19 protein-coding genes are annotated in these 21,848 nt (G+C 73.1%); 10 read left to right on the top strand and 9 right to left on the bottom strand.

What is annotated here, in order from left to right; translation table 11 throughout:
- Positions 1 to 222 precede the first annotated feature (222 nt).
- Genes ACIQWR_RS11610 through ACIQWR_RS11600 form a run of 3 tightly spaced genes read left to right on the top strand, consistent with a single transcriptional unit; the run spans position 223 to position 3,490 of the window.
- Entirely contained in the window at positions 223 to 1,113 is an 891-nt protein-coding gene (locus tag ACIQWR_RS11610) for an alkaline phosphatase family protein (RefSeq protein ID WP_404006963.1), read from the top strand.
- Positions 1,114 to 1,115: 2 nt separating this feature from the next.
- Positions 1,116 to 2,435, top strand: a complete 1,320-nt coding sequence (locus ACIQWR_RS11605) for an MFS transporter (protein WP_404006960.1) — start codon at positions 1,116 to 1,118, stop codon at positions 2,433 to 2,435.
- 29 nt (positions 2,436 to 2,464) lie between these two features.
- Positions 2,465 to 3,490, top strand: a complete 1,026-nt coding sequence (locus ACIQWR_RS11600; RefSeq protein WP_404006958.1) for a TolB family protein — start codon at positions 2,465 to 2,467, stop codon at positions 3,488 to 3,490.
- 49 nt (positions 3,491 to 3,539) lie between these two features.
- On the opposite strand, the gene ACIQWR_RS11595 is transcribed toward ACIQWR_RS11600, so the two are convergent.
- A complete protein-coding gene (locus ACIQWR_RS11595; RefSeq protein WP_404006955.1) occupies positions 3,540 to 4,232 on the bottom strand; it encodes a GNAT family N-acetyltransferase in 693 nt (230 codons plus the stop codon).
- Positions 4,233 to 4,568: 336 nt separating this feature from the next.
- Between ACIQWR_RS11595 and ACIQWR_RS11590 the strand changes: the two genes are divergently transcribed.
- Positions 4,569 to 5,813, top strand: coding sequence for an MFS transporter (locus tag ACIQWR_RS11590; RefSeq protein WP_404006953.1), 1,245 nt, complete (start codon positions 4,569 to 4,571; stop codon positions 5,811 to 5,813).
- Positions 5,814 to 5,922: 109 nt separating this feature from the next.
- Here the strand turns inward: ACIQWR_RS11590 and ACIQWR_RS11585 are convergent, their stop codons facing one another.
- Positions 5,923 to 6,708: a GntR family transcriptional regulator gene (locus ACIQWR_RS11585; protein ID WP_404006950.1), complete on the bottom strand. Its 786-nt coding sequence runs from the start codon at positions 6,706 to 6,708 to the stop codon at positions 5,923 to 5,925.
- A 180-nt stretch (positions 6,709 to 6,888) separates the two neighbouring features.
- On the opposite strand from ACIQWR_RS11585, the gene ACIQWR_RS11580 reads away from it, so the two are divergent.
- The 4 genes from ACIQWR_RS11580 (at position 6,889) to ACIQWR_RS11565 (ending at position 11,558) form a co-directional block, all read left to right on the top strand.
- Positions 6,889 to 8,172, top strand: a complete 1,284-nt coding sequence (locus ACIQWR_RS11580) for a PTS transporter subunit EIIC (protein ID WP_404006947.1) — start codon at positions 6,889 to 6,891, stop codon at positions 8,170 to 8,172.
- 37 nt (positions 8,173 to 8,209) lie between these two features.
- Entirely contained in the window at positions 8,210 to 9,286 is a 1,077-nt protein-coding gene (locus ACIQWR_RS11575; protein WP_404006944.1) for an SIS domain-containing protein, read from the top strand.
- 62 nt (positions 9,287 to 9,348) lie between these two features.
- Entirely contained in the window at positions 9,349 to 10,023 is a 675-nt protein-coding gene (locus ACIQWR_RS11570; RefSeq protein WP_404006941.1) for a (2Fe-2S)-binding protein, read from the top strand.
- 86 nt (positions 10,024 to 10,109) lie between these two features.
- Positions 10,110 to 11,558 carry an alpha/beta hydrolase family protein gene (locus ACIQWR_RS11565; RefSeq protein WP_404006938.1) on the top strand — a complete coding sequence of 483 codons (1,449 nt, stop codon included), beginning with the start codon at positions 10,110 to 10,112 and terminating at the stop codon, positions 11,556 to 11,558.
- A gap of 39 nt (positions 11,559 to 11,597) precedes the next feature.
- Here ACIQWR_RS11565 and ACIQWR_RS11560 read toward each other — a convergent pair whose 3' ends face one another.
- Complete coding sequence (locus ACIQWR_RS11560) at positions 11,598 to 13,355, bottom strand: S8 family peptidase (RefSeq protein WP_404006935.1); 1,758 nt, start codon at positions 13,353 to 13,355, stop codon at positions 11,598 to 11,600.
- Between the two features lie 278 nt (positions 13,356 to 13,633).
- On the bottom strand, positions 13,634 to 15,016 hold the full coding sequence (locus tag ACIQWR_RS11555) for a cation:dicarboxylate symporter family transporter (RefSeq protein WP_404006931.1): 1,383 nt from the start codon (positions 15,014 to 15,016) through the stop codon (positions 13,634 to 13,636).
- A gap of 105 nt (positions 15,017 to 15,121) precedes the next feature.
- On the opposite strand from ACIQWR_RS11555, the gene ACIQWR_RS11550 reads away from it, so the two are divergent.
- A complete protein-coding gene (locus tag ACIQWR_RS11550; protein ID WP_404006928.1) occupies positions 15,122 to 16,705 on the top strand; it encodes an ATP-binding protein in 1,584 nt (527 codons plus the stop codon).
- A complete protein-coding gene (locus ACIQWR_RS11545; RefSeq protein ID WP_404006925.1) occupies positions 16,702 to 17,424 on the top strand; it encodes a response regulator in 723 nt (240 codons plus the stop codon). Before ACIQWR_RS11550 ends, ACIQWR_RS11545 begins: the two co-directional genes overlap by 4 nt.
- On the opposite strand, the gene ACIQWR_RS11540 is transcribed toward ACIQWR_RS11545, so the two are convergent.
- The 5 genes from ACIQWR_RS11540 to ACIQWR_RS11520 form a co-directional block, all read right to left on the bottom strand.
- Entirely contained in the window at positions 17,391 to 18,227 is an 837-nt protein-coding gene (locus ACIQWR_RS11540) for a tyrosinase family protein (protein WP_404006923.1), read from the bottom strand. The two genes, ACIQWR_RS11545 and ACIQWR_RS11540, sit on opposite strands and share 34 nt — an antisense overlap.
- Positions 18,227 to 18,616 (bottom strand): tyrosinase family oxidase copper chaperone, encoded by a 390-nt coding sequence (locus tag ACIQWR_RS11535; RefSeq protein ID WP_404006920.1) that lies wholly within the window; start codon positions 18,614 to 18,616, stop codon positions 18,227 to 18,229. Before ACIQWR_RS11535 ends, ACIQWR_RS11540 begins: the two co-directional genes overlap by 1 nt.
- A gap of 198 nt (positions 18,617 to 18,814) precedes the next feature.
- Entirely contained in the window at positions 18,815 to 20,203 is a 1,389-nt protein-coding gene (locus ACIQWR_RS11530) for a sensor histidine kinase (RefSeq protein ID WP_404006917.1), read from the bottom strand.
- Entirely contained in the window at positions 20,200 to 20,889 is a 690-nt protein-coding gene (locus ACIQWR_RS11525; protein ID WP_404006914.1) for a response regulator transcription factor, read from the bottom strand. The genes ACIQWR_RS11530 and ACIQWR_RS11525 overlap by 4 nt, the downstream gene beginning before the upstream one ends.
- Positions 20,890 to 20,921: 32 nt before the next feature.
- On the bottom strand, positions 20,922 to 21,806 hold the full coding sequence (locus tag ACIQWR_RS11520; protein ID WP_404006911.1) for a PepSY domain-containing protein: 885 nt from the start codon (positions 21,804 to 21,806) through the stop codon (positions 20,922 to 20,924).
- Positions 21,807 to 21,848: the final 42 nt, after the last annotated feature.

Genomic DNA, 21,848 nt, shown 5'->3' with positions numbered 1-21,848 from the left:
TGGGCGGGAATGGTCCTCTTCCGTTCGAAGGATGAACGACAGAGCCCTCAGGTTCCTAATTTTTCACTTTCTTGATCTCACCTAGAGCACTTCCTTACCCGGCCCCCAGCGTGCAGCGCGCGTTCTTTTTCCGTTGGCCCACGATCTCTGGCCCCTGCACATGCCCGTCGGTATGGTGCGTCCGCGCCGCCCCCAGAACCCCCTCAGCCGGAGGTACATCCCGTGTTCGGCCTGCCCTTGTCACGGCCCCGCCGCACCACCGCCCTCGCGTCCGCGATCGGCCTCACCGCTGCCTTCGCCGCCCTGTGGACCTCGCTCGGCGCGGTCCAGCCGGCGCACGCGGCCTCGCTGCCCGCCCCCGACCACGTCGTCGTCGTGGTGTTCGAGAACCACGCCTACAACCAGGTCATCGGCAGCTCCAGCGCGCCCTACATCAACTCGCTCAAGACGGGCGGTGCCAACCTCACCCAGTCGTTCGGCGTCACCCACCCGAGCCAGCCCAACTACATGCAGCTGTTCTCGGGCTCGAACCAGGGCGTCACCGACGACAGCTGCTACACCCCCGGCTTCAGCTCCGCGCCCAACCTGGCCTCCGAGCTGATCGCCGCGGGCAAGACCTGGGGCAGCTACAACGAGACCCTGCCCAGCCAGGGCTCCACCACCTGTAGCAGCGGCAAGTACGCCCGCAAGCACAACCCCTGGTTCGGCTTCTCCAACGTCCCGACGAACACGGCCAAGACGATGGCCCAGTTCCCGACGGACTACACCACCCTGCCCAAGGTCTCCTTCGTCGTCCCGAACCTGTGCAGCGACATGCACGACTGCTCGGTCGGCACCGGTGACACCTGGCTCAAGACCAACCTCAAGGCCTACGCGGACTGGGCCAAGACCCACAACAGCCTCCTCGTCGTCACCTTCGACGAGGACAACCGGCTCGCCGGCAACAAGATCCCGACGGTGCTCTACGGCCAGCCCGTGACCCCCGGTTCCTCCTCCGCCACCACGTACAACCACTACGACGTGCTGCGCACCCTGGAGGGCCTGGCGGGCCTGACCACCCACGCGGGGAACGCCGCCTCCGCCCATGACATCACGGGGATCTGGGCGAGCTGACGATGTACGTTGCGGACAGCCGCGGTACTCCCGCGCCCGCCGTGACCACCGAACCGGCCGTCGCCCCGGGCATCCGCCCGGGGCGGCGCGCCGCGCTCGCCCCCACGGTCCTCGCCCTCGGCACGGTCAGCCTGATCACCGACGTCTCCTCCGAGATGGTCACGGCCGTCCTGCCGCTCTACCTCGTCGTCGGACTCGGTCTCTCCCCGCTCGGGTTCGGCCTGCTCGACGGCCTCTACAACGGGGTCAGCGCCCTCGTCCGGCTCACCGGCGGCCACCTCGGCGACCGCTTCCGCCGCCACAAACTGCTCGCCGGACTCGGCTACGGCCTCTCCGCGCTCTGCAAGCCGCTGCTGCTGCTCGCGCACACCCTCCCGGCCATCGGCGCGGTGCTCGCGCTCGACCGCACCGGCAAGGGCCTGCGCACCGCCCCGCGCGACGCGCTGATCTCGCTGGCCAGCACCCCCGAGGACCGCGGCCGGGCCTTCGGCGCGCACCGGGCCATGGACACCGCGGGCGCGCTGATCGGACCGGTCCTCGCCTTCGTGATCCTGCGCGGCGCCGCCGACGGCTACGACGCCGTCTTCACCGTCAGCTCCTGCGTGGCCGCCCTCGGCGTCCTCGTCCTGGTGCTGTTCGTGCCGCGCCACACCGCGGCCGGGCCCGGCGCCGACGCCGCGGACGCCGACCCGGCGACCGGCGCCGGCGCGCGCCCCCGGCTGCGCGCCTCCCTGTACCTGCTGCGCCGCCCCGCGCTGCGCCGGATCAGCCTCTGCGCGCTGCTGCTGGGCCTGTGCACGGTCAGCGACGCCTTCGTCTTCCTGCTGCTCCAGCGCACCACCGGCATCGCCGACCGCTGGTTCGCGCTGCTGCCGCTGGGCACCGCGGCCGCGTTCTTCCTGCTCGCCCTGCCCCTGGGCCGGCTCGCCGACCGGATCGGCCGCCGCCGCGTCTTCCTCGGCGGCCACCTGGCCCTGCTCCTGGCCTACGGACTCCTGCTGACCGGGGCCGAACAGCCCGCCCTGCCCTACGCCGTCCTGCTGCTGCACGGCGCGTTCTACGCCGCCACCGACGGCGTGCTGATGGCCGCGGCCGCCGACACCGTCCCCGAGGAGCACCGCGGCGCCGGCCTGGCCCTCGTCCAGACCGGCCAGGCCCTGGCCCGCTTCGTCTGCTCCCTCGCCTTCGGCGCGGCCTGGACCGCCTGGGGCGCCCGGCCCGCGCTGATCGCCGCCGCCGTCCTGCTCGCCGCCGCCACCGCCGTCTGCGCCCGCCTGCGCCCCGACGACGCCGAACCCGCCGCCGCCACGGCGACCCGCTGACGCGCCCCCACCCGAAAGGCCCCCCACCCATGACCCTCCAGCGCCGGATCCTGATCCTGCTCACCGCCGTGCTCGTCCTCTCGGGAGTGGGGATCGTCGCCGTCGTACGGGCCTCCTCCCGCGCGCAGGAGAAGAACCAGGAACAGGCGGGCGGGCCGCGGATCACCCCGGGACCGCTCTCGTTGGCCCCGGGCGGCGGGCGGCGGATCGTCTTCCGGAACATGGCCTGGGGGCCGCACCGCGACGAGCTGGCCAGCGTGCCCGCCGACCGGCCGGAGGGCGAGCGGACCGCGTCCGGCGTCTCCTGCCTGCGGTTCTACGCCGCCGCGGGCACCGGGGTCTGCCTGCGCTCCGTCAAGGGCGGGGTCCAGGACAGCTACCGGGCGGTGGTGCTCGACGCCCACCTCAAGGAGGTCTCCAGCGAGCCGCTGGCCGGGATTCCGACCCGCGCCCGGGTCTCGCCCGGGGGACACCTGGTGGCCTGGACCGTCTTCGTCGGCGGGGACTCGTACGCCGGGACCGACTTCTCCACCCGGACCTCGCTGCTGGACACCCGCACCGGGAAGTACGACGCCTCCCTGGAGGACTTCGCCATCAGCAAGGACGGACACCCCTACCGGGCGGCCGACGTGAACTTCTGGGGCGTGACCTTCGCGGCCGACGAGCGGACCTTCTACGCGACCCTCGCCACCGGCGGCAGGACCTACCTGGTCCACGGCGACCTCGCCGAGCGCACCCTCACCACCGTCCGCGAGAACGTGGAGTGCCCCTCGCTGTCGCCCGACGGCACCCGGATCGTCTTCAAGAAGCGCGTGTCGGGAGCCCCCGCCGACGCGCCCTGGCGGCTCTACGCGCTCGACCTCGCCTCCGGGGTCGAGACCCCGCTCGCCGAGGCCCGCAGCGTCGACGACCAGGCGGTGTGGACCGACGACCACACGGTGGCCTACTCCCTGCCCGGAGACTTCGGCTCCGACCTGTACTCCGTACCCGCCGACGGCAGCGGCGCGCCCGTCCGGTTCATGCCCTCGGCCCTCGCCCCGGCCTTCCTCGGCTGAGCACAGCCGGGAGGCGGGGCGAGGGCCGAGGGGGGAGCCCCGTGCCGGTCTACGCCGGGATCAGGGATTCCGCGGGGCGCCGGGACCGGCGCGGCCGCCGGCCCGAGATCCGCAGCTCGATGACGGAGCGCACGGCCGGCCACTCCTCATCGAGCACCGAGTAGAAGGCGGTGCTGCGCACGGCTCCGTCCAGCCCCCGCGAATGGGCCCGGCGGACCCCTTCACAGGTCAGCCCGAGCCGCTCCATGGCCGCGCGGGAGCGGGTGTTGCGGGCATCGGCGCGCAGCGAGATCCGGCGGACCCCCCAGGTCTCGAAGGCATGGCGGAGCATGAGCAGCTTCGCCTCGGTGTTGATGCCGGTTCCCTGGGCACCCGGCGAGAGCCAGGTGTTCCCGATCTCCGCGGCATCGGGGATCGACGTGGCCGGGTCGCCGTACGGGACTCCCGGCACGGCGGGCCACACCAGGGGCCCCTGCCAGTAGTCGAGTTCCAGGAACCGGGTCGATCCGACCACCCGTCCGTCGGTGGCCCTGACCACCGCGAAGGGGAGCGATCGACCCGCTGCCTGATCAGCGAGGGCACGGTCGATGTACTCGTGGGACGCCTGCAGCCCGTGGGGTACGGGGGTGAAGGCGTAAGTCGTACGATCCTCGGCCCCGGCCAGGGCCAGGGCCTCGGTGTGGTGGGGGGCGAGGGGCTCGAGCCGCACGGTGCGGCCGGCGAGGAGTACGGGTACGGGCACGGAGCCTTCGGTCCTTCTAGGCGGTGGGGTGGTGGCACAGTCTGCGCTTCTGACGTCACCCCCCGCGCAAAACGCGAGTGAAAGGCAACGGGCTGTCAGGTGAACGCGAGTGGCTCAATGTAGCTCCTAGAAGTCCCCATATGAACCCCCCTTTTGGCAACGGCGCGACACTGTTTTCCGCCAGCTCGGGAAGAGGCCCCGAAGGGCCCGGTCCACGCCCCGGAAGGCGCCCGTTCCACCCCAAACCGGCGGAGCTGTTGGCGTGGGCAAGCGGCCCACCGGACCTACGGTCACCCGCACCCTCCGTACCGGCCGAAAGCCTGTTCAAATGGTCGGATGAGGATACGGATCCTGCCGCCGCCGGGCGCGCCGCGCCGCCTGGCCGCCGCCCAGCTGAGCAATTCCGTCGGAGACGGTGCCTACTACGTGTGTTCGGCGCTCTACTTCACCCGAGTGGTCGGTCTGTCGCCCGCCCAGATCGGTCTCGGTCTCACCGTCGCCTGGGCCATCGGGTCCGTGGCCGGGGTGCCCATCGGCGCCCTCGCCGACCGGCGTGGCCCGCGGGGCACCTCGTTCCTGCTCGCCCTGGCGACCGCCGCCGCGGTCGCCTCGTTCCTGCTGATCTCCTCGTTCTGGCCGTTCCTGCTGGCCGCCTGCGTGTACGCCACCGCCCAGTGCGGTCTCGCCGCGGCCCGGCAGGCACTGCTCGCCGGGCTGGTGACCCCGGGGGAGCGCACCGCGGTGCTGGCCCACCTCCAGTCGATGCTGAACGGCGGGCTGGCCCTGGGCGCGGCCATCGGCGGGCTCGCGCTGAGCGCGGACACCGCGCGGGCGTACCAACTGGTCTTCGTGCTGGACGCGGCGAGCTTCCTGGTCTGCGCCGGGGTGCTGCTGCGGCTGCCGGTGGTGGCCCCGCTGCCCGGGCGGGGCGCCGGCGAGCCGCGCCTGGCGGTGCTCCGCGACCGCCCGTACGCCCTGGTCACGCTGCTGAACGCGATCCTGCTGCTGCGGATGCCGCTGCTGAGCCTGGCCATCCCGCTGTGGATCGTGGAGCGCACGCACGCTCCGGGCTGGCTGGTGTCGGCGCTGTTCGTGCTGAACACGGTGGCCGTGATGCTCTTCCAGGTCCGGATGGCCCGCCCGGTGGACGACCTGGGCAGCGCGCGGGCCGCGGTGCGCCACTCGGGCCTGGTGATGGCCGCCTCCTGCGTGGTCTTCGCGCTCTCGGCGCTGCCCTCCGGTGCCTGGCCGGCCGCCGCCCTGCTCGTGCTCGGCGCCGTGCTCCAGGTGCACGCGGAGATGCGCCAGTCCGCCGGGTCCTGGCAGATCAGCTTCTCGCTGGCGCCGCCCGAGCGGATCGGGCAGTACCAGGGCTTCTTCGGTACGGGGGTGCCGGTGGCGCGCACCCTGGGGCCGCTGCTGCTGACCTCGCTGCTGCTGTTGTGGGGGATCCCGGGCTGGCTGCTGTTGGCCGCCGTGCTGCTGGCGGCCTCCTGGGCGATGGGTCCGGCCGTGCGCTGGGCCGAGGCCGGGGCCGGGCGGGCCGACGCGGGCGCGCGGGCCGTCGTACGGGCGGGCTGAGGCCCCGCTCGCCCGCCCGGCCGCCGCCTCGGACGCCCGCGGTCGCGGGTCGGGCCTTTGGTCGCCGGGTCGGGGGACCGATGCCGGCCGTGAGGCCCGTGGGCGCGTGTCAGTCTGTCTGGAGGGTCGTGCGCAGCCGGTAGCGGTCCCCGCTGTACTCCACCGTGGACAGCAGGAGCGGCCGGTTCTCCCGCGCGTACACCGTCTGGTCGAGGACGAGCACGGGCGCGCCCTCGGCGATGCCCAGGTGCCCGGCGAGCTCGGCGTCCGCCGTGCGCGCCTCGATGGTCGCCTCCGCCCGCTCGGGCTCGACGCCCCAGCGGCGCAGCTCCTCGAAGAGGGAGGCGCCGCGGAAATCGGTGCGGGTCAGGTCCGGTGCGAGGTCGGCGACCAGCAGGGTGCGGTCGAGGGCGATCCGTACGTCGTTGAGCAGCCGGACCCGCTCCAGGCGCATGAGCGGGGTGCCCGCGGGGACGTCGAGCCGGTCCGCGTCGTCGAGCGAGGCGGTGACGGTGTCGTGGCGCAGCACCAGTGAACTCGGACGCATGTGCTTGCGGCGGGCGGTGGCGGTGAAGGACTCCAGGTCCTTGGGCCACTCGCGGGCGGGCGTGGGCGGCTGCTGGGCGGCCACGAACCAGCCGCGTCCGTGCGAGGAGGTGACCAGGTCCTGTTCCACCAGGTGTTGCAGGGCGCGGCGCAGGGTGACGCGCGAGACGTCCAGCCGGGTGCACAGTTCGCGCTCGGGCGGCAGCTTGCTGCCCGCGGTCAGCCCGCGGCGGGCGATCTCCTCGCGGATGCGGTCCGCGGCCCGGGACCACAGCGGGTCGGCTCCGTGGTCGGCTCCGCGGTCGGCGCCGGGAGCGGTCGCAGCCGTCGTGACGTCGTCATGGGTCATGGGCGAAACCATACCACTTGCTACCACTTGGCGGCCCCATCTGGCCTGGTCGGGTGAGGGACCTTCGGCCCGACTGGGCACTTTGTGAAGAGACCAGAGCAGACCACTGTTGACCAATCCAAAACCACTGATTACCTTCAGAGTCGTCCCCACCCCCCCCGCTCGACGAGGAGTACCGCCATGAGTACGGCCACCGCCCCGGCCGCCACCGGGAAGAAGCCAAAGGCCGCAGGCAGGGTCATGCCGGTGATGCAGCGCATCGGCCGCAGCCTGATGCTGCCCGTGGCGACCCTCCCGGCCGCCGCGCTGATGACCCGGCTCGGCAAGGAGGACCTGCTCGGCAGCGACGGGCTCCCGGTCCTCGTGCAGAAGCTCGGCATGGTGCTGGCGGCCGGCGGCGACACGGTCCTCGCGAACCTGCCGCTGCTCTTCGCCGTGGGTGTGGCCATCGGCTTCGCGAAGAAGGCCGACGGCTCGACCGGCCTGGCCGCGGTGGTGGGCTACCTCGTCTTCAAGGCCGTGCTCGCCAGCCCCGCCTTCCCCAAGGGCGTCGACGGCGAACCGCTCGACGCCAAGGTCATCGGCGGGATCCTGATGGGCCTCGTCGTCGCCTACCTCTACCAGCGCTTCAGCCGCACCAAGCTGCCCGAATGGCTCGGCTTCTTCGGCGGCCGCCGCCTGGTCCCGATCCTCAGCGCCTTCGCGGGCGTCGGGCTCGGCGTGGTCTTCGGCTTCATATGGCCCGCGGTCGGCAGCTGGTTCCACCACTTCGGCGAGTGGCTGGTGGGCACCGGAGCGATGGGGGCCGGCATCTTCGGCGTGGTCGTCCGCGCCCTCATCCCGATCGGGATGCACCACTTCTTCTCGTTCTTCCCCTGGTTCGAGGCGGGCTCCTTCACCAACCCCGACACCGGCGCCGTGGTCCACGGGGACATCGCCCGCTTCCTCGCCGGCGACCCGAGCGCGGGCCAGTTCATGACCGGCGGCTTCGCGATCTACATGTTCGCCCTCCCGGCCGCGGCGCTCGCCATCGCGCACACCGCCCGCCCCGAGAACCGCACCATGATCAAGGGCATGATGATCTCGGTGGCCCTGACCTCCTTCATCACCGGAGTGACCGAGCCCATCGAGTTCAGCTTCATGTTCGTCGCGCCGCTGCTCTACGCGGTCCACGCCGTGCTCTTCGGCGTCTCGATGGCCCTGTGCTACGCCCTCGGCATCCGCGACGGCTTCGGTTTCTCCTCCGGCGCCATCGACTACGTCGTCAACTACGGCATCGCCACCAAGCCGTGGATGATCATCCCGATCGGATTGTGCTTCGCAGCGGTCTACTACGTGCTCTTCCGCTGGGCCATCGTCAAGTTCGACCTGCCCACACCGGGCCGGGAACGGGATCCGGAAGCGGACGCCGCACCCGCCGGGGACGTGCCCGGGCAGGCCGCCCCCGCCAAGACCGACGCCTGACCGGCCGAACGACACCACGACGAAGCGGAGACACACCATGTCCGGATCCCGTATCACCTTCCTCCAGGGCCAGGCCGACCAGGGAGCCGCGCTCGCACGCATCGCCGAGCGCGTCCGCACCCAGCTCGCCGACCCCGCTCTGGCCCCCCTGCACACCGCCCGCCGCCCGCTCTTCACCGGGATCGGCGCCTCGTACGCGGCCCTCGCCGTCCCGGTCCAGCAGTTGCGCGCGGCCGGGGTGGTCACCCAGCGCGTGCTCTCCAGCGAGATCGAGACCGGCACCACCGGCTTCGACACCGACGCTCTGATCGCCGTCTCCCAGGGCGGCCGCAGCTCCGAGACCCTCGCCGCCTTCCAGCGCGCCGCCCCGGGCATCACCAGGACCGCGCTGCTCAACGTCGTGCCGTCCCCGCTGGGCGACCTCGCCGACCTCACCGTGGACCTGGGCAACGAGCCAGACTCCTACGCCTCGACCATCGGCTACACCGGAACCGTCGTCGCCCTCGACCTGATCGCGGGAGCCATCGCCGGGCGGCCCGCGACCGAGGACCCCTGGGAACGGATCGCCGAACAGACCACTGCGGTCCACGAGCAGGCCACCGGGGTCATCGCCGGTCTGCGCGAGCGCGGAGCCCGCTGCATCGCCTCCGACGGGGTGGCCGCGGGAGCCTCCCGGGCGTCCGCCGAGGAGGGCGCGCTGCTGCTGCGCGAGGTCGTGCGGATGACCGCGGCGGCCTCGGCGACCCGCAACTACCTGCACGGCGAGATGGAGTCGGCGGGCAACACCCTCCACCTCGTCTTCGGCGACGGGCGCGAGATCGCGCTGGCCCGCTCCCTCTCCGACGCCGGGCACCTGACCCTGTTGATCACCACCGCCGAGATCGAGGCGGCGGAGCACTTGGCCGTCGTCCGGCTGCCGCGGTGCGCGGACGCGGTCCGGGTGGTCCTGGAGACCGTGGTCCTGCAGGAACTGGTGGCCCAGCTCAGCGACGAACGCGGCGTGCCGATCGAGTCCTTCGTCTTCGCCAACGACGACACCAAGGAAGGCGGACTGGACATGTCCGACTTCGAGGTGGCAGCCCACACCCCGGCGGCCCACACCCAGGCGGGCTGAGCCCTCGGCCCGGGGGCGGACCCCGCCCCCGGGCGCCGGTCGCCGCCTGAGATCATCGGGCCATGGACCTGGAGGACGTACTGCGGCGACTGGCCCCGGTGGGGCCGTTCTTCACCGTGCCGTGCACCGAGCAGCCGCCCGGGCCGGGATTCCGTCCCCTGACCGAGCTGTACGGCGACCACCTCGCGGAGTACGTCGGCGAGGTGGGCCGGCGCATGGGCACCGGCCCGGGCCGGGTGGCCGCCTCCACCGCGCAGTTCGGCATCGCCTCCCGGCTGTGGTCCCTCGGGCTCGGCTGCGCGGCACTGTCCGGGCGGGTGCCGGACCTGGCTCCCGACCGGGTGTGGTGGCGACTGCCGGACGCGGGGTCGCTGGAGCTGTGGCTGCCCGGCCCGGTCGACCTGCCCGGGGAGGAACTCGGGGCCACCGTGCTCGGGAACCTCGCCGTGCTGGAGGCGGGGCTGCGGGTCCGGTACGCGCTGTCGCCGCGGGTGCTCCGGGGGAACGCCGCCTCCGGGCTGGTCGGCGGCCTGCGGGTGCTGCTCGACCGGGTCCCGGGAGGTGATGCGGTCGCCCTGACCGCGGCGCTGCTGGCCGATGACGGACCGCTGGGCGCCACCGGCACCTTCGTGCACGAGGAGGGGCTCGGGGTGGCCTTCGTACGGCGCAGCTGCTGCCTCTACTACAAGGCACCGGGCGGCGGCCTGTGCGGGGACTGCGTGCTGCGGACCCGCTAGGGGGTGTCTGCCGGGCAGGTCCGTTCGGAGCAGTGGCGGGTGTGGCGCCGGGCGACCCGCCGTAGCGGCCTCCTACCGTCCCGAGCATGACGCACCGTCGCACCACCCCGCACCAGCCGCCGCCCGCGCCGCTGCCCCCGTCCGTCCTCTCCCGCCGCGCGGCGCTGGCCGGGATCGCCGCGGGGGCCGGGGCCCTCGCCGCCGGCGGCGCCGTGGCCGCGGCCCCGGCCCGGGCCGCCTCGGTGGGCGGCGCCGCCTCGCGGCCGGGCTCGGCGGTCGAGCCGGACGCGGCGCCCGGTGCCATGAAGCTCTTCACCGACCCCGGTTTCAACTTCGCCGCGCTGTTCGCCCTCGGCGCCGCGGGGATGCGGGCCTCCGAGGTCGGCGAGGTGCTGACCGCCGTCAACTCCGTGAACGCCGCCGGGGCGTCCGAGCAGACCTTCAGCGACACCTTCCGCGGCTGGGGCGAGAAGCTCGCGGCGCCGTCGCCCGCCGGGCGCCACGGCCACGAACCGCCCTCCCAGACCCGCCGCTTCCGGGCGCTACGGGCCTCGCAGTACTTCGCCCAGAGCCTCTTCTACGTCCTGGGCACGGCGAAACCGGCCGACGAGAAGGCGGTGTACCTGGCCGGTGCGGCGGCCTGGGACACCTTCGCCTCGCTGTGCTCGCCGGCCGCCGAGCGCGCACGGGTCCCGTACGAGAAGACCCACCTGCCGGTCTGGTTCTTCCGACCCGAGGGCCCGGAGCGGCCGCGTCCGACGGTCATCCTGACCAACGGCAGCGACGGTCAGAACGTCGACATGTGGACCTACGGCGTGTCCGCGGCCCTCGACCGGGGCTGGAACGCGCTGGTCTACGACGGCCCCGGCCAGGGCCGGCTGCTGTTCGTCGAGGAAATGCCCTTCACCACCCGCTGGGAAGGGGTGGTCGCCCCGCTCATCGACTGGCTGGACCGCCGCAAGGACGTGGACAGCGGTCGGATCGCGCTGACCGGCATGAGCATGGGGGGCAACCTGGTGGCCCGCGCGGCGGCCTTCGAGCACCGCCTGGCGGCCCTGGTCTGCATGCCGGGCTGCGTCAGTCCCTGGCTCGGCTTCGACAAGACGCTGCGGGACGTGGTCACCGCGGACAAGGAGGAGACGAACCGGAACTGGAACGAGCAGGTGGTCCCGGACCTCTCCCCGCAACTGGCCTACCTCGTCAAGAAGCGGTTCGAGATCTTCTCCCGGGAGGCGCTGCGCGAGGCCAGGGCCGGCCGGGTGTTCAAGGACCTGTGGACCCCGGCCCAGCGGGCGATCGGCCTCGACGTCACCGCTCTGGTGCCGAGGATCAAGACGCCGACCCTGGTCCTGGACTACGAGGCCGAGCAGTTCTACCCGGGCCAGCCCCGGCAGATGTACGACCTGCTGCGGGCCCGGCGCGAGTACGTGAAGCTGACCGGGGCCACCGGGGCGCAGTTGCACTGCTCCCCGATGGCCCCGCAACAGCACTGCGATGTCGTCTTCGACTGGCTCGCCGACATCCTGCGCCGCTAGCGCACGGGCGTGCCCGTCACGCCGTTACCGCCCGGCACCCTAGAAGGTGAGGTTCCAGGCGTCGATCTTGCCGGTGTCGGAGTTGGCGTTGTCGTTCACACGGAGCTTCCAGACGCCGTTCGCGACCTCCGAGGAGGCGTTGACGGTGAAGGTCTGGACGATGTTGTCCGTGCTGCCGCCGGTCCGGTTGGACAGGGTGTAGACGCTGCCGTCGGGTGCGACGAGGTCGACCTTCAGGTCACCGATGTAGGTGTGCTTGATGTCCACGCCCACCTTGAGGGTGGCGGGCGCGTTGCCGGTCACCCCGCTGACGGTGATCGGGCTCTCCACGGTCGCGTTGTCGTTGATCGCGAAGTCGGCGGTGTTCTCGAAGTACTTGCCGGCCGGCGGGGTGGAGCCGCCCACCGCCTTCAGGGCGTCGACCTGGCCCTCGCCGAAGAAGGAGTTGTTGGCGGTGGTCCCGGTGCAGCGGCCGTCCGACGGGCAGGCGATGTCGTTGGCCTGGGTGGCCAGCTTGTCGCGCAGCTGCGCCGGAGTGATGCCGGGGTTGGCGCTCGCGAGGAGCGCGGCCACGCCCACGACGTGCGGAGTGGCCATCGAGGTACCGCTCTTGGTGCCGTACTTGCCGCCCGGGAGGGTGGAGTAGACGTCGCTGCCCGGGGCCGCCACGTCGATGACGCCCGCGCCGAAGTTGGAGAACGAGGCCTTCGTGGTGCCGGTGCCGTTCGCCGCGACGGTGACCACGCCCGGAAGCTCGGTCGGGATGTCGAGGCAGGCGTTGGTGATGGTCCGGGTGACCGGCGTCGAGTCGTTCGGGCTCGCCGAGTCCGTGGTCTTGTGGGCGAGGTCGTAGTTCTCGTTGCCCGCCGCGGCGACCTGGAGCGAACCCTTGCCCTCCGCGTACTCCTGGGCGCGCTTGACGCCCTCGATGATGGCGGCCTGGTCGATGTTGTCCGGGCAGTTGAACTGCCACGGGTCCGTGTAGTAACTGTTGTTGGTGACCTTGAAGCCGTGGTCACCCGCCCAGACGAAACCGCAGATGGTGTTCTCGGCGAAGAAGAACGAGTTGCCCGGCTCGGCGACCCGGACCGCGGAGATCTTCACGCTCGGGGCCACGCCGACGACGCCCTTGCCGTTCTTGGCGGCGGCGATGGTGCCCGCGACGTGCGTCCCGTGGGTGTCCACGTCGCGCCAGGCGCCGGCGCGGGTGTCCGGCTTGCCGTAGGCGCAGGAGACCGAGTCGGCCGCGTTGAAGTTCGGGGCCAGGTCCTGGTGCTGGTCGTCCACACCGGTGTCCAGGATGCCGACCTTCACGGAGGACGAACCGGTGGTGACGGCCCAGGCCTGGTCCGCCTTGATCTGGCTCATGTCCGCGCGGACCGGCTCGCCCGCGGGGGTCGTGGACTGCGCCGGGTTGGCGGGCAGCGCCGGGTTGTAGGCGTCGGCCGGAACGTCCGAGGTGCGGGTGGCGCCGACCTGCTGGACTCCGCTGACCCCGCGCATCGTCGAGGCGAAGGAAGCGGAGGCGGAGTGGGCGACGATCACGCCGATGCCGTCGAAGTTCGAGAACACCGTGCCGCCGTTGGCCGTGACGGCCGAGCGGACGGCGGAGCTGTCACCGGGAGCGGTGATCACGAGGTAGGCACGGGTTCCGGCAGCCCAGGTCGCACTCTGGGAAGCCGGGGCCGCGGCCCGGGGAGCCGGGGCGGAGGCCCCGGACGGTGCCACGGGGGCGGTGCCGGCGAGCGCGGCGGGTGCCCCGAAGGTCAGTGCGGCGCCGAGGGCGGCGGCCAGCACGAGGGTACGTCGAGGTCGGCTGGATATGTGGGGTATCAATGCGTCCTCCGAAGGGCCCGGTGGTGCTGGTGGTACCTACCGGGCCGTACGAAACGAGTGGTGGACGCAAGATGTCAGAAGCGTGCCCCTATATGGAAGTACCTTTTACCGCACGCCGGTTATCGGATGGTTGGCTGAAAATCGCCCCTGGCTAGGGGGTGTCGGTGCCGGCCGGGCTGGGCACCGTGGGGGGAGAGCCCTGCCCGGCCGGTCCGACGCGCGTACCGGGAGGCGCCGCTCTATACCGGTACGCCGTCTTTGCCCACGGCCGGCTGGCCGGGTACCGGGGTGGTCGCCGCGTCCGCGCGCGCCGGGTCGTCCCCCTCGGCGTGCTCGCCGTCGCTCAGGCTGGCCTCGTCGAAGGGCAGTCGTCCCGCGAGGACTTCGGTGGCCCGGTCGCGGTCGAACTCCTTGGTCCAGGTCCCGATCAGCACGGTCGCCACCGCGTTCCCCGCGAAGTTCGTCAGCGCCCGCGCCTCGCTCATGAAGCGGTCGATGCCCACGATCAGGCCGACGCCGTCGACCAGTTCGGGCCGGTGCGACTGGAGGCCGCCGGCCAAGGTGGCCAGGCCGGCGCCGGTCACCCCGGCGGCGCCCTTGGAGGCGATGATCATGAACAGCAGCAGCGAGATCTGCTCACCGAGCGCCAGCGGCTTGCCCATCGCCTCGGCGATGAAGAGCGAGGACATCGTCAGGTAGATCGCGGTGCCGTCCAGGTTGAAGGAGTACCCCGTCGGCACCGTGATCCCGACCACCGGCCGGGACACGCCCAGGTGCTCCATCTTCGCGATCAGCCGCGGCAGCGCCGACTCGGAGGAGGAGGTGGACAGGATCAGCAGGAACTCGCGGCCCAGGTAGCGCAGCAGCGCGAAGACGCTGACGCCCGTGCACACCCGCAGGAGCGTCCCGAGCACCACGAGGACGAAGAGCAGACAGGTCGTGTAGAAGCCGATCATGATGACCGCGAGGGACTTCAGCGCGTCGACGCCGGTCGCGCCGACCACCGCCGCCATCGCCCCGAAGGCGCCCACCGGCGCCGCCCACATGATCATCGCGAGCACCCGGAAGACCAGCTTCTGCAGGTGCCCGATCCCGCGCAGCACCGGCTCGCCCGCCGTTCCCAGCGCCTGGAGCGCGAATCCGCACAGCAGCGCCACCAGCAGGGTCTGGAGCACCTCGCCCCCGGTGAAGGCCGACACCATCGTCTTGGGGATGATCCCCAGCAGGAAGTCCGCGGTGCTCTGCGCCCCGCCCGCCTTCGCCTGGGCCTCGCCCGCGCCGCGCACGGCCTCGGTCAGGTGCAGCCCGCTGCCCGGCTCCAGCAGGTTGCCCACGAGCAGCCCGATGCCGAGCGCGACGGTGGACATCACCATGAAGTAGCCGAGCGCGAGCCCGCCCACCGCGCCCACCTTGGCGGCCTTGCGCACCGAACCGATGCCCAGCACGATCGTGCAGAAGATCACCGGCGAGATCATCATTTTGATCAGATTCACGAAGCCCGTCCCGAGGGGCTTCAACTCGACGGCCGTGCCGGGTGCGGCCAAGCCCGTCGCGATGCCGAGCAGCACCGCGACGATCACCGCGATGTAGAGATAGTGGGTCCTGTCGCGCCTGGCGGCCACGTCGCCTCCTGAAGATGAATACGTCCCGCGCCGACCATGACCCAACCTGTGACCCCGGTCACCCTTGCGTTCATTGAGTTCACGGCCGGGTGCACACTGAGCGCCATGTTCCGTTTCCCCCGTCCGCGCAGCCTCGCGGGCCAGCTCTTCGCCATGCAGGTGGTGCTGGTCGCCCTGGTCGTCGCCGGCTGCGCGGTCTTCGCGTACGCCACCGCGCGCCGCCAGGCCGAGGAGGCGGCCGAACGCCAGGCGGGCGCCGCCGCCCGCGCCGTGGCGGACTCGCCCTCCGTGCGGGAGGCGGTCCACGGCCCCGACCCCTCCGCCGCGCTCCAGCCCTACGCGGAGCGGGTGCGGACCGACACGGGCGTGGACTTCGTGACGATCATGGCCCCCGACGGGCGCCGCTGGACCCATCCCGACCCGCACCGGATCGGCGAGCGCTTCCTCGGCAACACGGCCCGGGCCCTGCGCGGCGAGACCTTCAGCGAGACCTACACCGGCACCCTCGGCCCCTCGATCCGGGTGGTCACCCCGGTCGTCGACGACGGCCGGGTGACCGCCCTGGTCAGTTCCGGCATCACGGTCCGCGCCATCAGCGACCGGCTCGGCGGGCAGCTGGCCGCGCTCGCCTGGGTCGCGGCGGCCGCCCTGGCGCTGGGCGGCGCGGGAACGTACGTCGTCAACGCCCGGCTGCGCCGGCACACGCACGGGATGAACGCGGCCGAGCTGAGCCGGATGCACGACTACCACCGGGCGGTCCTGCACGCCGTCCGGGAGGGCCTGCTGATGCTCGACGGGCAGCGCAGGGTCACCCTCATCAACGACGCGGGTCGTGAACTGCTCGGGCTGAGCGGGGAGGTGCGGGGCCGGGGCGTGGCCGAGCTGGGCCTACCGGCGCCGCTCACCGGCGCGCTGCTCGCCGACCGCTCCCGGGTGGACGAGGTGCACCTGAGCGCGGAGCGGGTCCTGGTCGTCAACAGTTCACCGGTGGCGGGCGGCGGCCGGCACGGCACCGTCGTCACCCTGCGCGACCACACCGAACTCCAGTCGCTGAACGGGGAGTTGGATCACGAGCGGGGCTTCACCGAGGCGTTGCGCTCGCAGGCCCACGAAGCGGCCAACCGGCTGCACACCGTGGTGTCCCTGATCGAACTCGGCCGCGCGCAGGAGGCGGTGGACTTCGCGACCGCCGAACTGGAGCTGGCCCAGGCGCTCACCGACGAGGTGGTCACCGCCGTCGGCGAGCCCGTCCTGGTCGCCCTGCTGCTGGGCAAGGCGGCCCAGGCCCACGAACGCGGGGTGGAGCTCGTGGTCACCCCCGACAGCGGGCCGCTCGTCGCGGCGGACGCCGCGCCCCCGGCCCGCGACCTGGTCACGGTGCTGGGCAACCTCATCGACAACGCGGTGGATGCGCTCACGGGCACCCCCGGCGGGCGGGTCCGGGTGACGGTGCGTCCCGGCGGCGGGGAGCTGCTGCTGCGGGTGGCCGACAACGGGCCCGGGCTGCCCGCCGGAGCGGACGTCTTCCTGCGCGGCTGGTCCGGCAAGGGGGCGGGGCGCGGGCTCGGCCTCGCGCTGGTGCGCCAGGCCGCGCAGCGGCACGGCGGGAGCGTGAGCGCCGCCGAAGCGCCGGGCGGGGGCGCGGAGTTCACCGTACGGCTGCCGCTCGCCGCAGGGGCCCGGACATGAGCGGCGGGGCGTCGCCGGTGCGGGTGCTGGTGGTCGAGGACGACCCCGTCGCCGCCGCCGCGCACGCGCTCTACGTCGGCCGGGTCCCCGGCTTCACCGCCGTCGCGGCGGTGCACTCCCTCGCCGAGGCGACCCGGGCCCTGGAACGGACCCCGGTCGACCTGCTGCTGCTCGACCTCGGCCTGCCCGACGGCAACGGGCTCCGCTTCGCCCGCGGGCTGCGCGCCGCCGGGCATCCGGTGGACGTGATCGTGGTGACCTCGGCGCGCGACCTGGCGGTGGTCCGCGAGAGCGTCTCGGTGGGCGTCGTGCAGTACGTGCTCAAGCCCTTCGCCTTCCCGACGTTGCGCGAACGGCTGCTGCGCTACGCCGAGTTCCGCGCCGCCGCCGGAGAGGCGGCGGGCCAGGACGACGTGGACCGGGCGCTCGCCACGCTCCGACCGCCCCGCCCCGCCGAGCTGCCCAAGGGGCTGAGCGCGCCCACCCTGGACCGCTTGGCCGCCCTGCTGCGGGCGGCGCCCGAAGGGCTCACGGCGGCGGGGGCCGCCGGGGCGGCGGGCACCTCCCGGATCACCGCCCGGCGCTACCTGGAGCACCTGGTGGACACCGGTCGGGCCGCCCGCGCGCCCCGGTACGGCCAGGTCGGCCGCCCCGAGCTGCACTACCGGTGGCTGGCCGCCGGCGATCAGACCGAGGCGGGCTCGGTGTCGAAGGCGTAGAACCTGCGGTGGTCGAGCATGTCCGCCGGGGTCACGTCGTTCCAGGGCCGCATCGTGTCGTGCAGGTCCACCACGTCCGGGGTGCCCGCGGCGGGCAGGTACGGCGACTGCGGGTGCTTGGCCTGCCACTCGGCCCAGAGCTTGTCGACGTAGGCGTGGTGCATCCAGAACACCGGGTCGTTGGGCGAGACGCCGGTACCCATCTGGCCGCCCACCCAGACGTGCACGCGGTTGTGCAGGTTGACGCCGCGCCAGCCCTCCAGGTTGTTGCGGAAGCCGTTGGAGGCGCTGTTCCAGGGGGCCGCGTCGTAGACGGCCATGGCGAGGACGGAGTCGACCTCGGCCTTCGTCGGCAGCTCGGCGACCCCGGTGCCGAGCGCGCGGCGCAGGTAGGAGCGGCCGTCGACGCGGACGTTCACCGGCCACTTCCCGGCGGCGTAGGCGAAGGGCCCGTCCATCACCTGGCCGTCGCGCGCCCGGCCGGTGCCGCCGAGGAAGTCGGCCGCCCACAGCGAGGAACGGGAGGTGCGGTCGGCCGTCCAGTCCCAGTAGGGCAGGGCCACGGTCGGGTCGATTCTCTGGAGCGCCGTTTCGAACTCGATGAGGAAACGGCGGTGCCAGGGCAGGAAGGAGGGGGAGCGGTGGCCCACCCGGTCGCTGCTGTCCGTGTCGGACATGATGAAGCCGTTGTGCGTGGTGACGAACCGGTCGTAGCCGCCGGTCCGCTTGAGCTCCACCAGCGCCGAGGTGAAGGCGCGCTTCTCGGCGGGGGTCAGGGTCGCCTGGTTCTTGCGCACGGTCATCACATGCCGCCCATCGGGACGAGGGCGGCGCCCTGGAGCTCGCGCACGGCGGCGCGGGCGAGGGAGGGCAGGTCGGCAAACGTCTCGTAGTGGTTGACGACGCTGATCCAGGTGGTGTCGGCGTTGCGCATCACGTGCAGTTCGGCGCCGTCTATGCGGACGGTCGGGGTGCCGGGGGAGTGGTGGCCGCCGTGGTGGCCACCGCCCTGCGCGGGGGTTATCCGTATCCGGCGGCCCTGGTAGACCTCGTCGAGGGTGTCGCCCGTGCGGGGTGCGGGCACGGTCGCGGTGGCGGGGAGGGTGGCCGCGTGCGCGGTGGCGGCGATGCCGAGGACGCTGAGCGCGCCGGCGGTGGTCCCGAGGGCCCGGCGGCGGGTGATCTGGTTCATGGGAGGAGGATGATCATCCCGGGTCCGCCCGTTCAACCGGCGGGATCCGATCCGGACATCTGCGGATATGTTGCACACAGAACCAGTTTGGTGATCTTCCCGTACGAACCGTCTCCAGTGGCCCGAACGGGAAGATCACTTGTCGTAACCCTACGCGACAGTAATATCTCCGGTCGCACGGGGTGGCTATGTGAGGGGTCACACTGCGGAGTCGACCGGAAGACGTAGGGTGAAACGACCCCCCGGCCCCGCCCCGGCGTCCAGTGTTCCGCCGTGCGCCACCGCGATGTCGCGCGCGATCGCCAGCCCCAGACCCGTGCCGCCCGCGTCCCGGCTGCGCGAGGCGTCGAGCCGGGTGAACCGGGTGAAGACCCGCTCGCGCTCCGCCTCCGGTACCCCGGATCCGTCGTCGCAGACCTCCAGCACCGCCGCCGCGCCCGGCCGCCCCTCGCCGGACACCGTGACCGCCACGCTGATCCCCCGGCGGGCGTGCCGCTGCGCGTTGTCGAGCAGGTTGTCCAGCACCCGCGTCAGCTGCCCCCGGTTGCCCAGCACCAGGGCCGGGCCGCCGCGCTCCAGGCGCACCGGCACCCGCCCCTCGCCCCGCCGGTCCAGGGTCCGCCGCGCCAGCGCGCCGAGATCGAGCACGACCCGCTCGGGCTGCTGCCCCGCGTCGAGCCGGGCCAGCAGCAACAGGTCGTCGGCCAGCTGCTGGACGCGGACCACGTCGTCCAGCAGCTCCTGCCCGTGCAGCAGTCGCGGGTGCGCGATGGCCACTTCCACGTGGGCGCGCAGGGCGGCGATCGGATTGCGCAGCTCGTGCGAGGCGTCGGCGACGAACCGCCGCTGCCGGTCCATGGACTCCTCCAGCCGGTCCAGCGTGTCGTTCATGGTCAGCGACAGCCGGGCCACCTCGTCCCGGGAGGCCGGCACCGGCACCCGGCGGCCCAGGTCCCGGGCGGTGATCTCCGCGACCTCGGCCCGGATCGCCTCCACCGGGCGCAGGGCCCGGCCCGTGGAGCGCCAGGTCACCGCCGCCACCAGGAGGAGCAGCAGCGGGATGCCCGGCGCCATCGCGGTCAGGATCAGGCGCTGGGTGTACTCGGCGGTGGCCAGGCTGGTGCCCGCGTAGACGGTGACCTCGCGCCCGTCCGCCCCGGTGGCCCGTACGGACGCCAGCCGGAACGGCTGCTCGTCCGGTCCGGGGCGCAGCACCAGGCGCAGGCTGCGCGCGGCCGAGGCGTGCCCGGCGGCGGGCTCGAAGGAGGCGACGGGCCCGCGGCCCGCGAGGTTCTCGCTCGCCGCCAGGATCCGGCCCTCCTCGGTGACCACCTGGAGCAGGCTGTCCTCCCCGTCGGGGATCGCGAGGCGCTCCACCAGAGCGCCCTCCCGCGTCACCGCGGCGACCGCCTCGGCCCGGGCCAGCGCGGTGCGCTCGGCGGAACCGACCAGCCCGTGGCGGATCACCCCGAGCAGCCCGGCGCACCCGGCGAGGAGGGCCACCGCCACCACGGCGACCGCCCCGAGGGTGGTCGTGACGCGTACCGAGGCGCGCGGGAAGCGGGGCGGCCGCGGTGGCCGCGTCACCCGGAGCCGCCGTGCGCGGGCACCAGGCGGTAGCCGATCCCGCGGGCGGTGTGCAGCAACCGCTCCGCGCAGACCGCCTCCAGCTTGCGCCGCAGCGCGCTCACGTGGACCTCCACCACGTTCGGGTCGGAGTCCGCCGGGAGGTCCCACACCTCTTCCAGCAGCGCCCCCTTGGAGACGGCGACCCCGGGCCGCCGCGCGAGCACGGCGAGCAGGTCGAACTCCCGGGCCGTCAGCTGGACCTCCGTCCCGGCCCGGGTGCAGCGCTTGCTCCCCGGTTCGAGGACGAGGTCCCCCGCCTCGATGGTGGCGGGTCGGGCCCGGCCGCCGCGCCGCAGCAGGGCGCGCAACCGGGCCCGGAGCACCAGGTAGGAGAACGGTTTGGTGAGGTAGTCGTCCGCCCCGGTGTCCAGGCCGGCCGCCTCGTCGTACTCGGTGTCCTTCGCGGTCAGCATCAGGATCGGCGTCCACAGCCCGGCCGCCCGGACGGTCGCGCACACCCGGTGCCCGTCCAGGCCCGGCAGCATCACGTCCAGGACGATCGCGTCGTACTCCTCGGTGAGGGCGAGCCGCAGCCCCTCGTCGCCGTCGTGGGCCACGTCGACCCGCAGGCCCTCCGCCTCGAAGCCGCGGCGCAGGACGGAGGCCAGGGAGATCTCGTCCTCGACGAGCAGAATGCGGCTCATTGTCCGAATCCTACCTATTGCGGTGGATGGTGTTACCGCGGGAGGTGCTGGGTCCAGTCGTAGTGGTCGCGGCCGTAGTCGTGGGAGAGCTCCCGGATCTCGTCCCCGGACGGACGGCCGCCCCGGTCTCCGGTGGAGCCGTCGGAGCCGGTGGAGTCGGTCGAGGGCGTCGTCGCACCGCCGGATCCTGCGGGGGAGACCGCGGGCTCCTCGGGCTCCTTCTGCTCCTCCTGCTCCTCGTGCTCCTCCTTCGTGTGGGCCGTCACGGCTCCGCTCTTCGCGTCGACGTCGATCCGGTGGCGGACCGTGCCGTCGGTCACCTCGACCTGCCAGCGGGGAGCGCCCCGGTCGCCCTGGACGGACAGCTCCGAGACGAAGCCCGCACCGGCCCCGCGCAGCGCCACGGCGGCCGCGCCGTCCCGGTCCACGGTGGCCTCGGCCAGCCGGGCCAGCGGGATCTCCAGGTACGGGCGGGCCCGGTCGGGCATCCGGTCGGCCCGGCTGCCGAGCAGGGCGCCGGTCGCCGCGTCCACCTTCACGTGGTGGACGCGCGGCTCGGCGGTCATCACGTCCACCTTCCAGACCTGGGCGGAGTTGTCCCGTTCCAGCTTCGCGCTGGTGACCTTGCCGCCCGCCACCGACTTCTCGGCGGTCTCCGTGGCCTGGGCGCGAGCGGTCCGCGGGCCGCCCCGCTCGGCCGGGGTCGCGGGCGGTCGGGCCTGCGCGGGGGACCCGGTCGCGTCGCCGGTCGCGTCGCCGGTCGGCGCCGTGGCGGCGCCGCCCACCGGTCGGGCCTTGTCGACCCCGCCGTCCGTGCCGGATCCGCAGGCCGTCAGGGACAGGGCGAGCGCCCCGCCGGCGAGTGCGGCGGCGATCAGGTGGCGGCGGCGGGCGCTGGGCGTCGTACGGCTGCTCATGGAGTCCTCCGAGTGGCTGGCCGGCGAGGTACCGGCTTGCGA

Source organism: Streptomyces sp. NPDC098789 (assembly GCF_044759975.1).
Taxonomy (GTDB): domain Bacteria; phylum Actinomycetota; class Actinomycetes; order Streptomycetales; family Streptomycetaceae; genus Streptomyces.
The sequence above is the reverse complement of the archived record's forward strand: the minus strand, read 5'-3'. Positions and strand labels throughout refer to the sequence as shown.

Bases quoted from the DNA above. Each gene is read 5' to 3' on its own strand.
- ACIQWR_RS11525 (WP_404006914.1), bottom strand. From the start codon at position 20,889: ATGAGCCGCATTCTGCTCGTCGAGGACGAGATCTCCCTGGCCTCCGTC.
- ACIQWR_RS11570 (WP_404006941.1), top strand. From the start codon at position 9,349: ATGGACCTGGAGGACGTACTGCGGCGACTGGCCCCGGTGGGGCCGTTC.
- ACIQWR_RS11605 (WP_404006960.1), top strand. From the start codon at position 1,116: ATGTACGTTGCGGACAGCCGCGGTACTCCCGCGCCCGCCGTGACCACC.
- ACIQWR_RS11585 (WP_404006950.1), bottom strand. From the start codon at position 6,708: ATGACCCATGACGACGTCACGACGGCTGCGACCGCTCCCGGCGCCGAC.
- ACIQWR_RS11540 (WP_404006923.1), bottom strand. From the start codon at position 18,227: ATGACCGTGCGCAAGAACCAGGCGACCCTGACCCCCGCCGAGAAGCGC.
- ACIQWR_RS11520 (WP_404006911.1), bottom strand. From the start codon at position 21,806: ATGAGCAGCCGTACGACGCCCAGCGCCCGCCGCCGCCACCTGATCGCC.
- ACIQWR_RS11600 (WP_404006958.1), top strand. From the start codon at position 2,465: ATGACCCTCCAGCGCCGGATCCTGATCCTGCTCACCGCCGTGCTCGTC.
- ACIQWR_RS11590 (WP_404006953.1), top strand. From the start codon at position 4,569: ATGAGGATACGGATCCTGCCGCCGCCGGGCGCGCCGCGCCGCCTGGCC.
- ACIQWR_RS11535 (WP_404006920.1), bottom strand. From the start codon at position 18,616: ATGAACCAGATCACCCGCCGCCGGGCCCTCGGGACCACCGCCGGCGCG.
- ACIQWR_RS11550 (WP_404006928.1), top strand. From the start codon at position 15,122: ATGTTCCGTTTCCCCCGTCCGCGCAGCCTCGCGGGCCAGCTCTTCGCC.
- ACIQWR_RS11575 (WP_404006944.1), top strand. From the start codon at position 8,210: ATGTCCGGATCCCGTATCACCTTCCTCCAGGGCCAGGCCGACCAGGGA.
- ACIQWR_RS11565 (WP_404006938.1), top strand. From the start codon at position 10,110: ATGACGCACCGTCGCACCACCCCGCACCAGCCGCCGCCCGCGCCGCTG.
- ACIQWR_RS11580 (WP_404006947.1), top strand. From the start codon at position 6,889: ATGAGTACGGCCACCGCCCCGGCCGCCACCGGGAAGAAGCCAAAGGCC.
- ACIQWR_RS11545 (WP_404006925.1), top strand. From the start codon at position 16,702: ATGAGCGGCGGGGCGTCGCCGGTGCGGGTGCTGGTGGTCGAGGACGAC.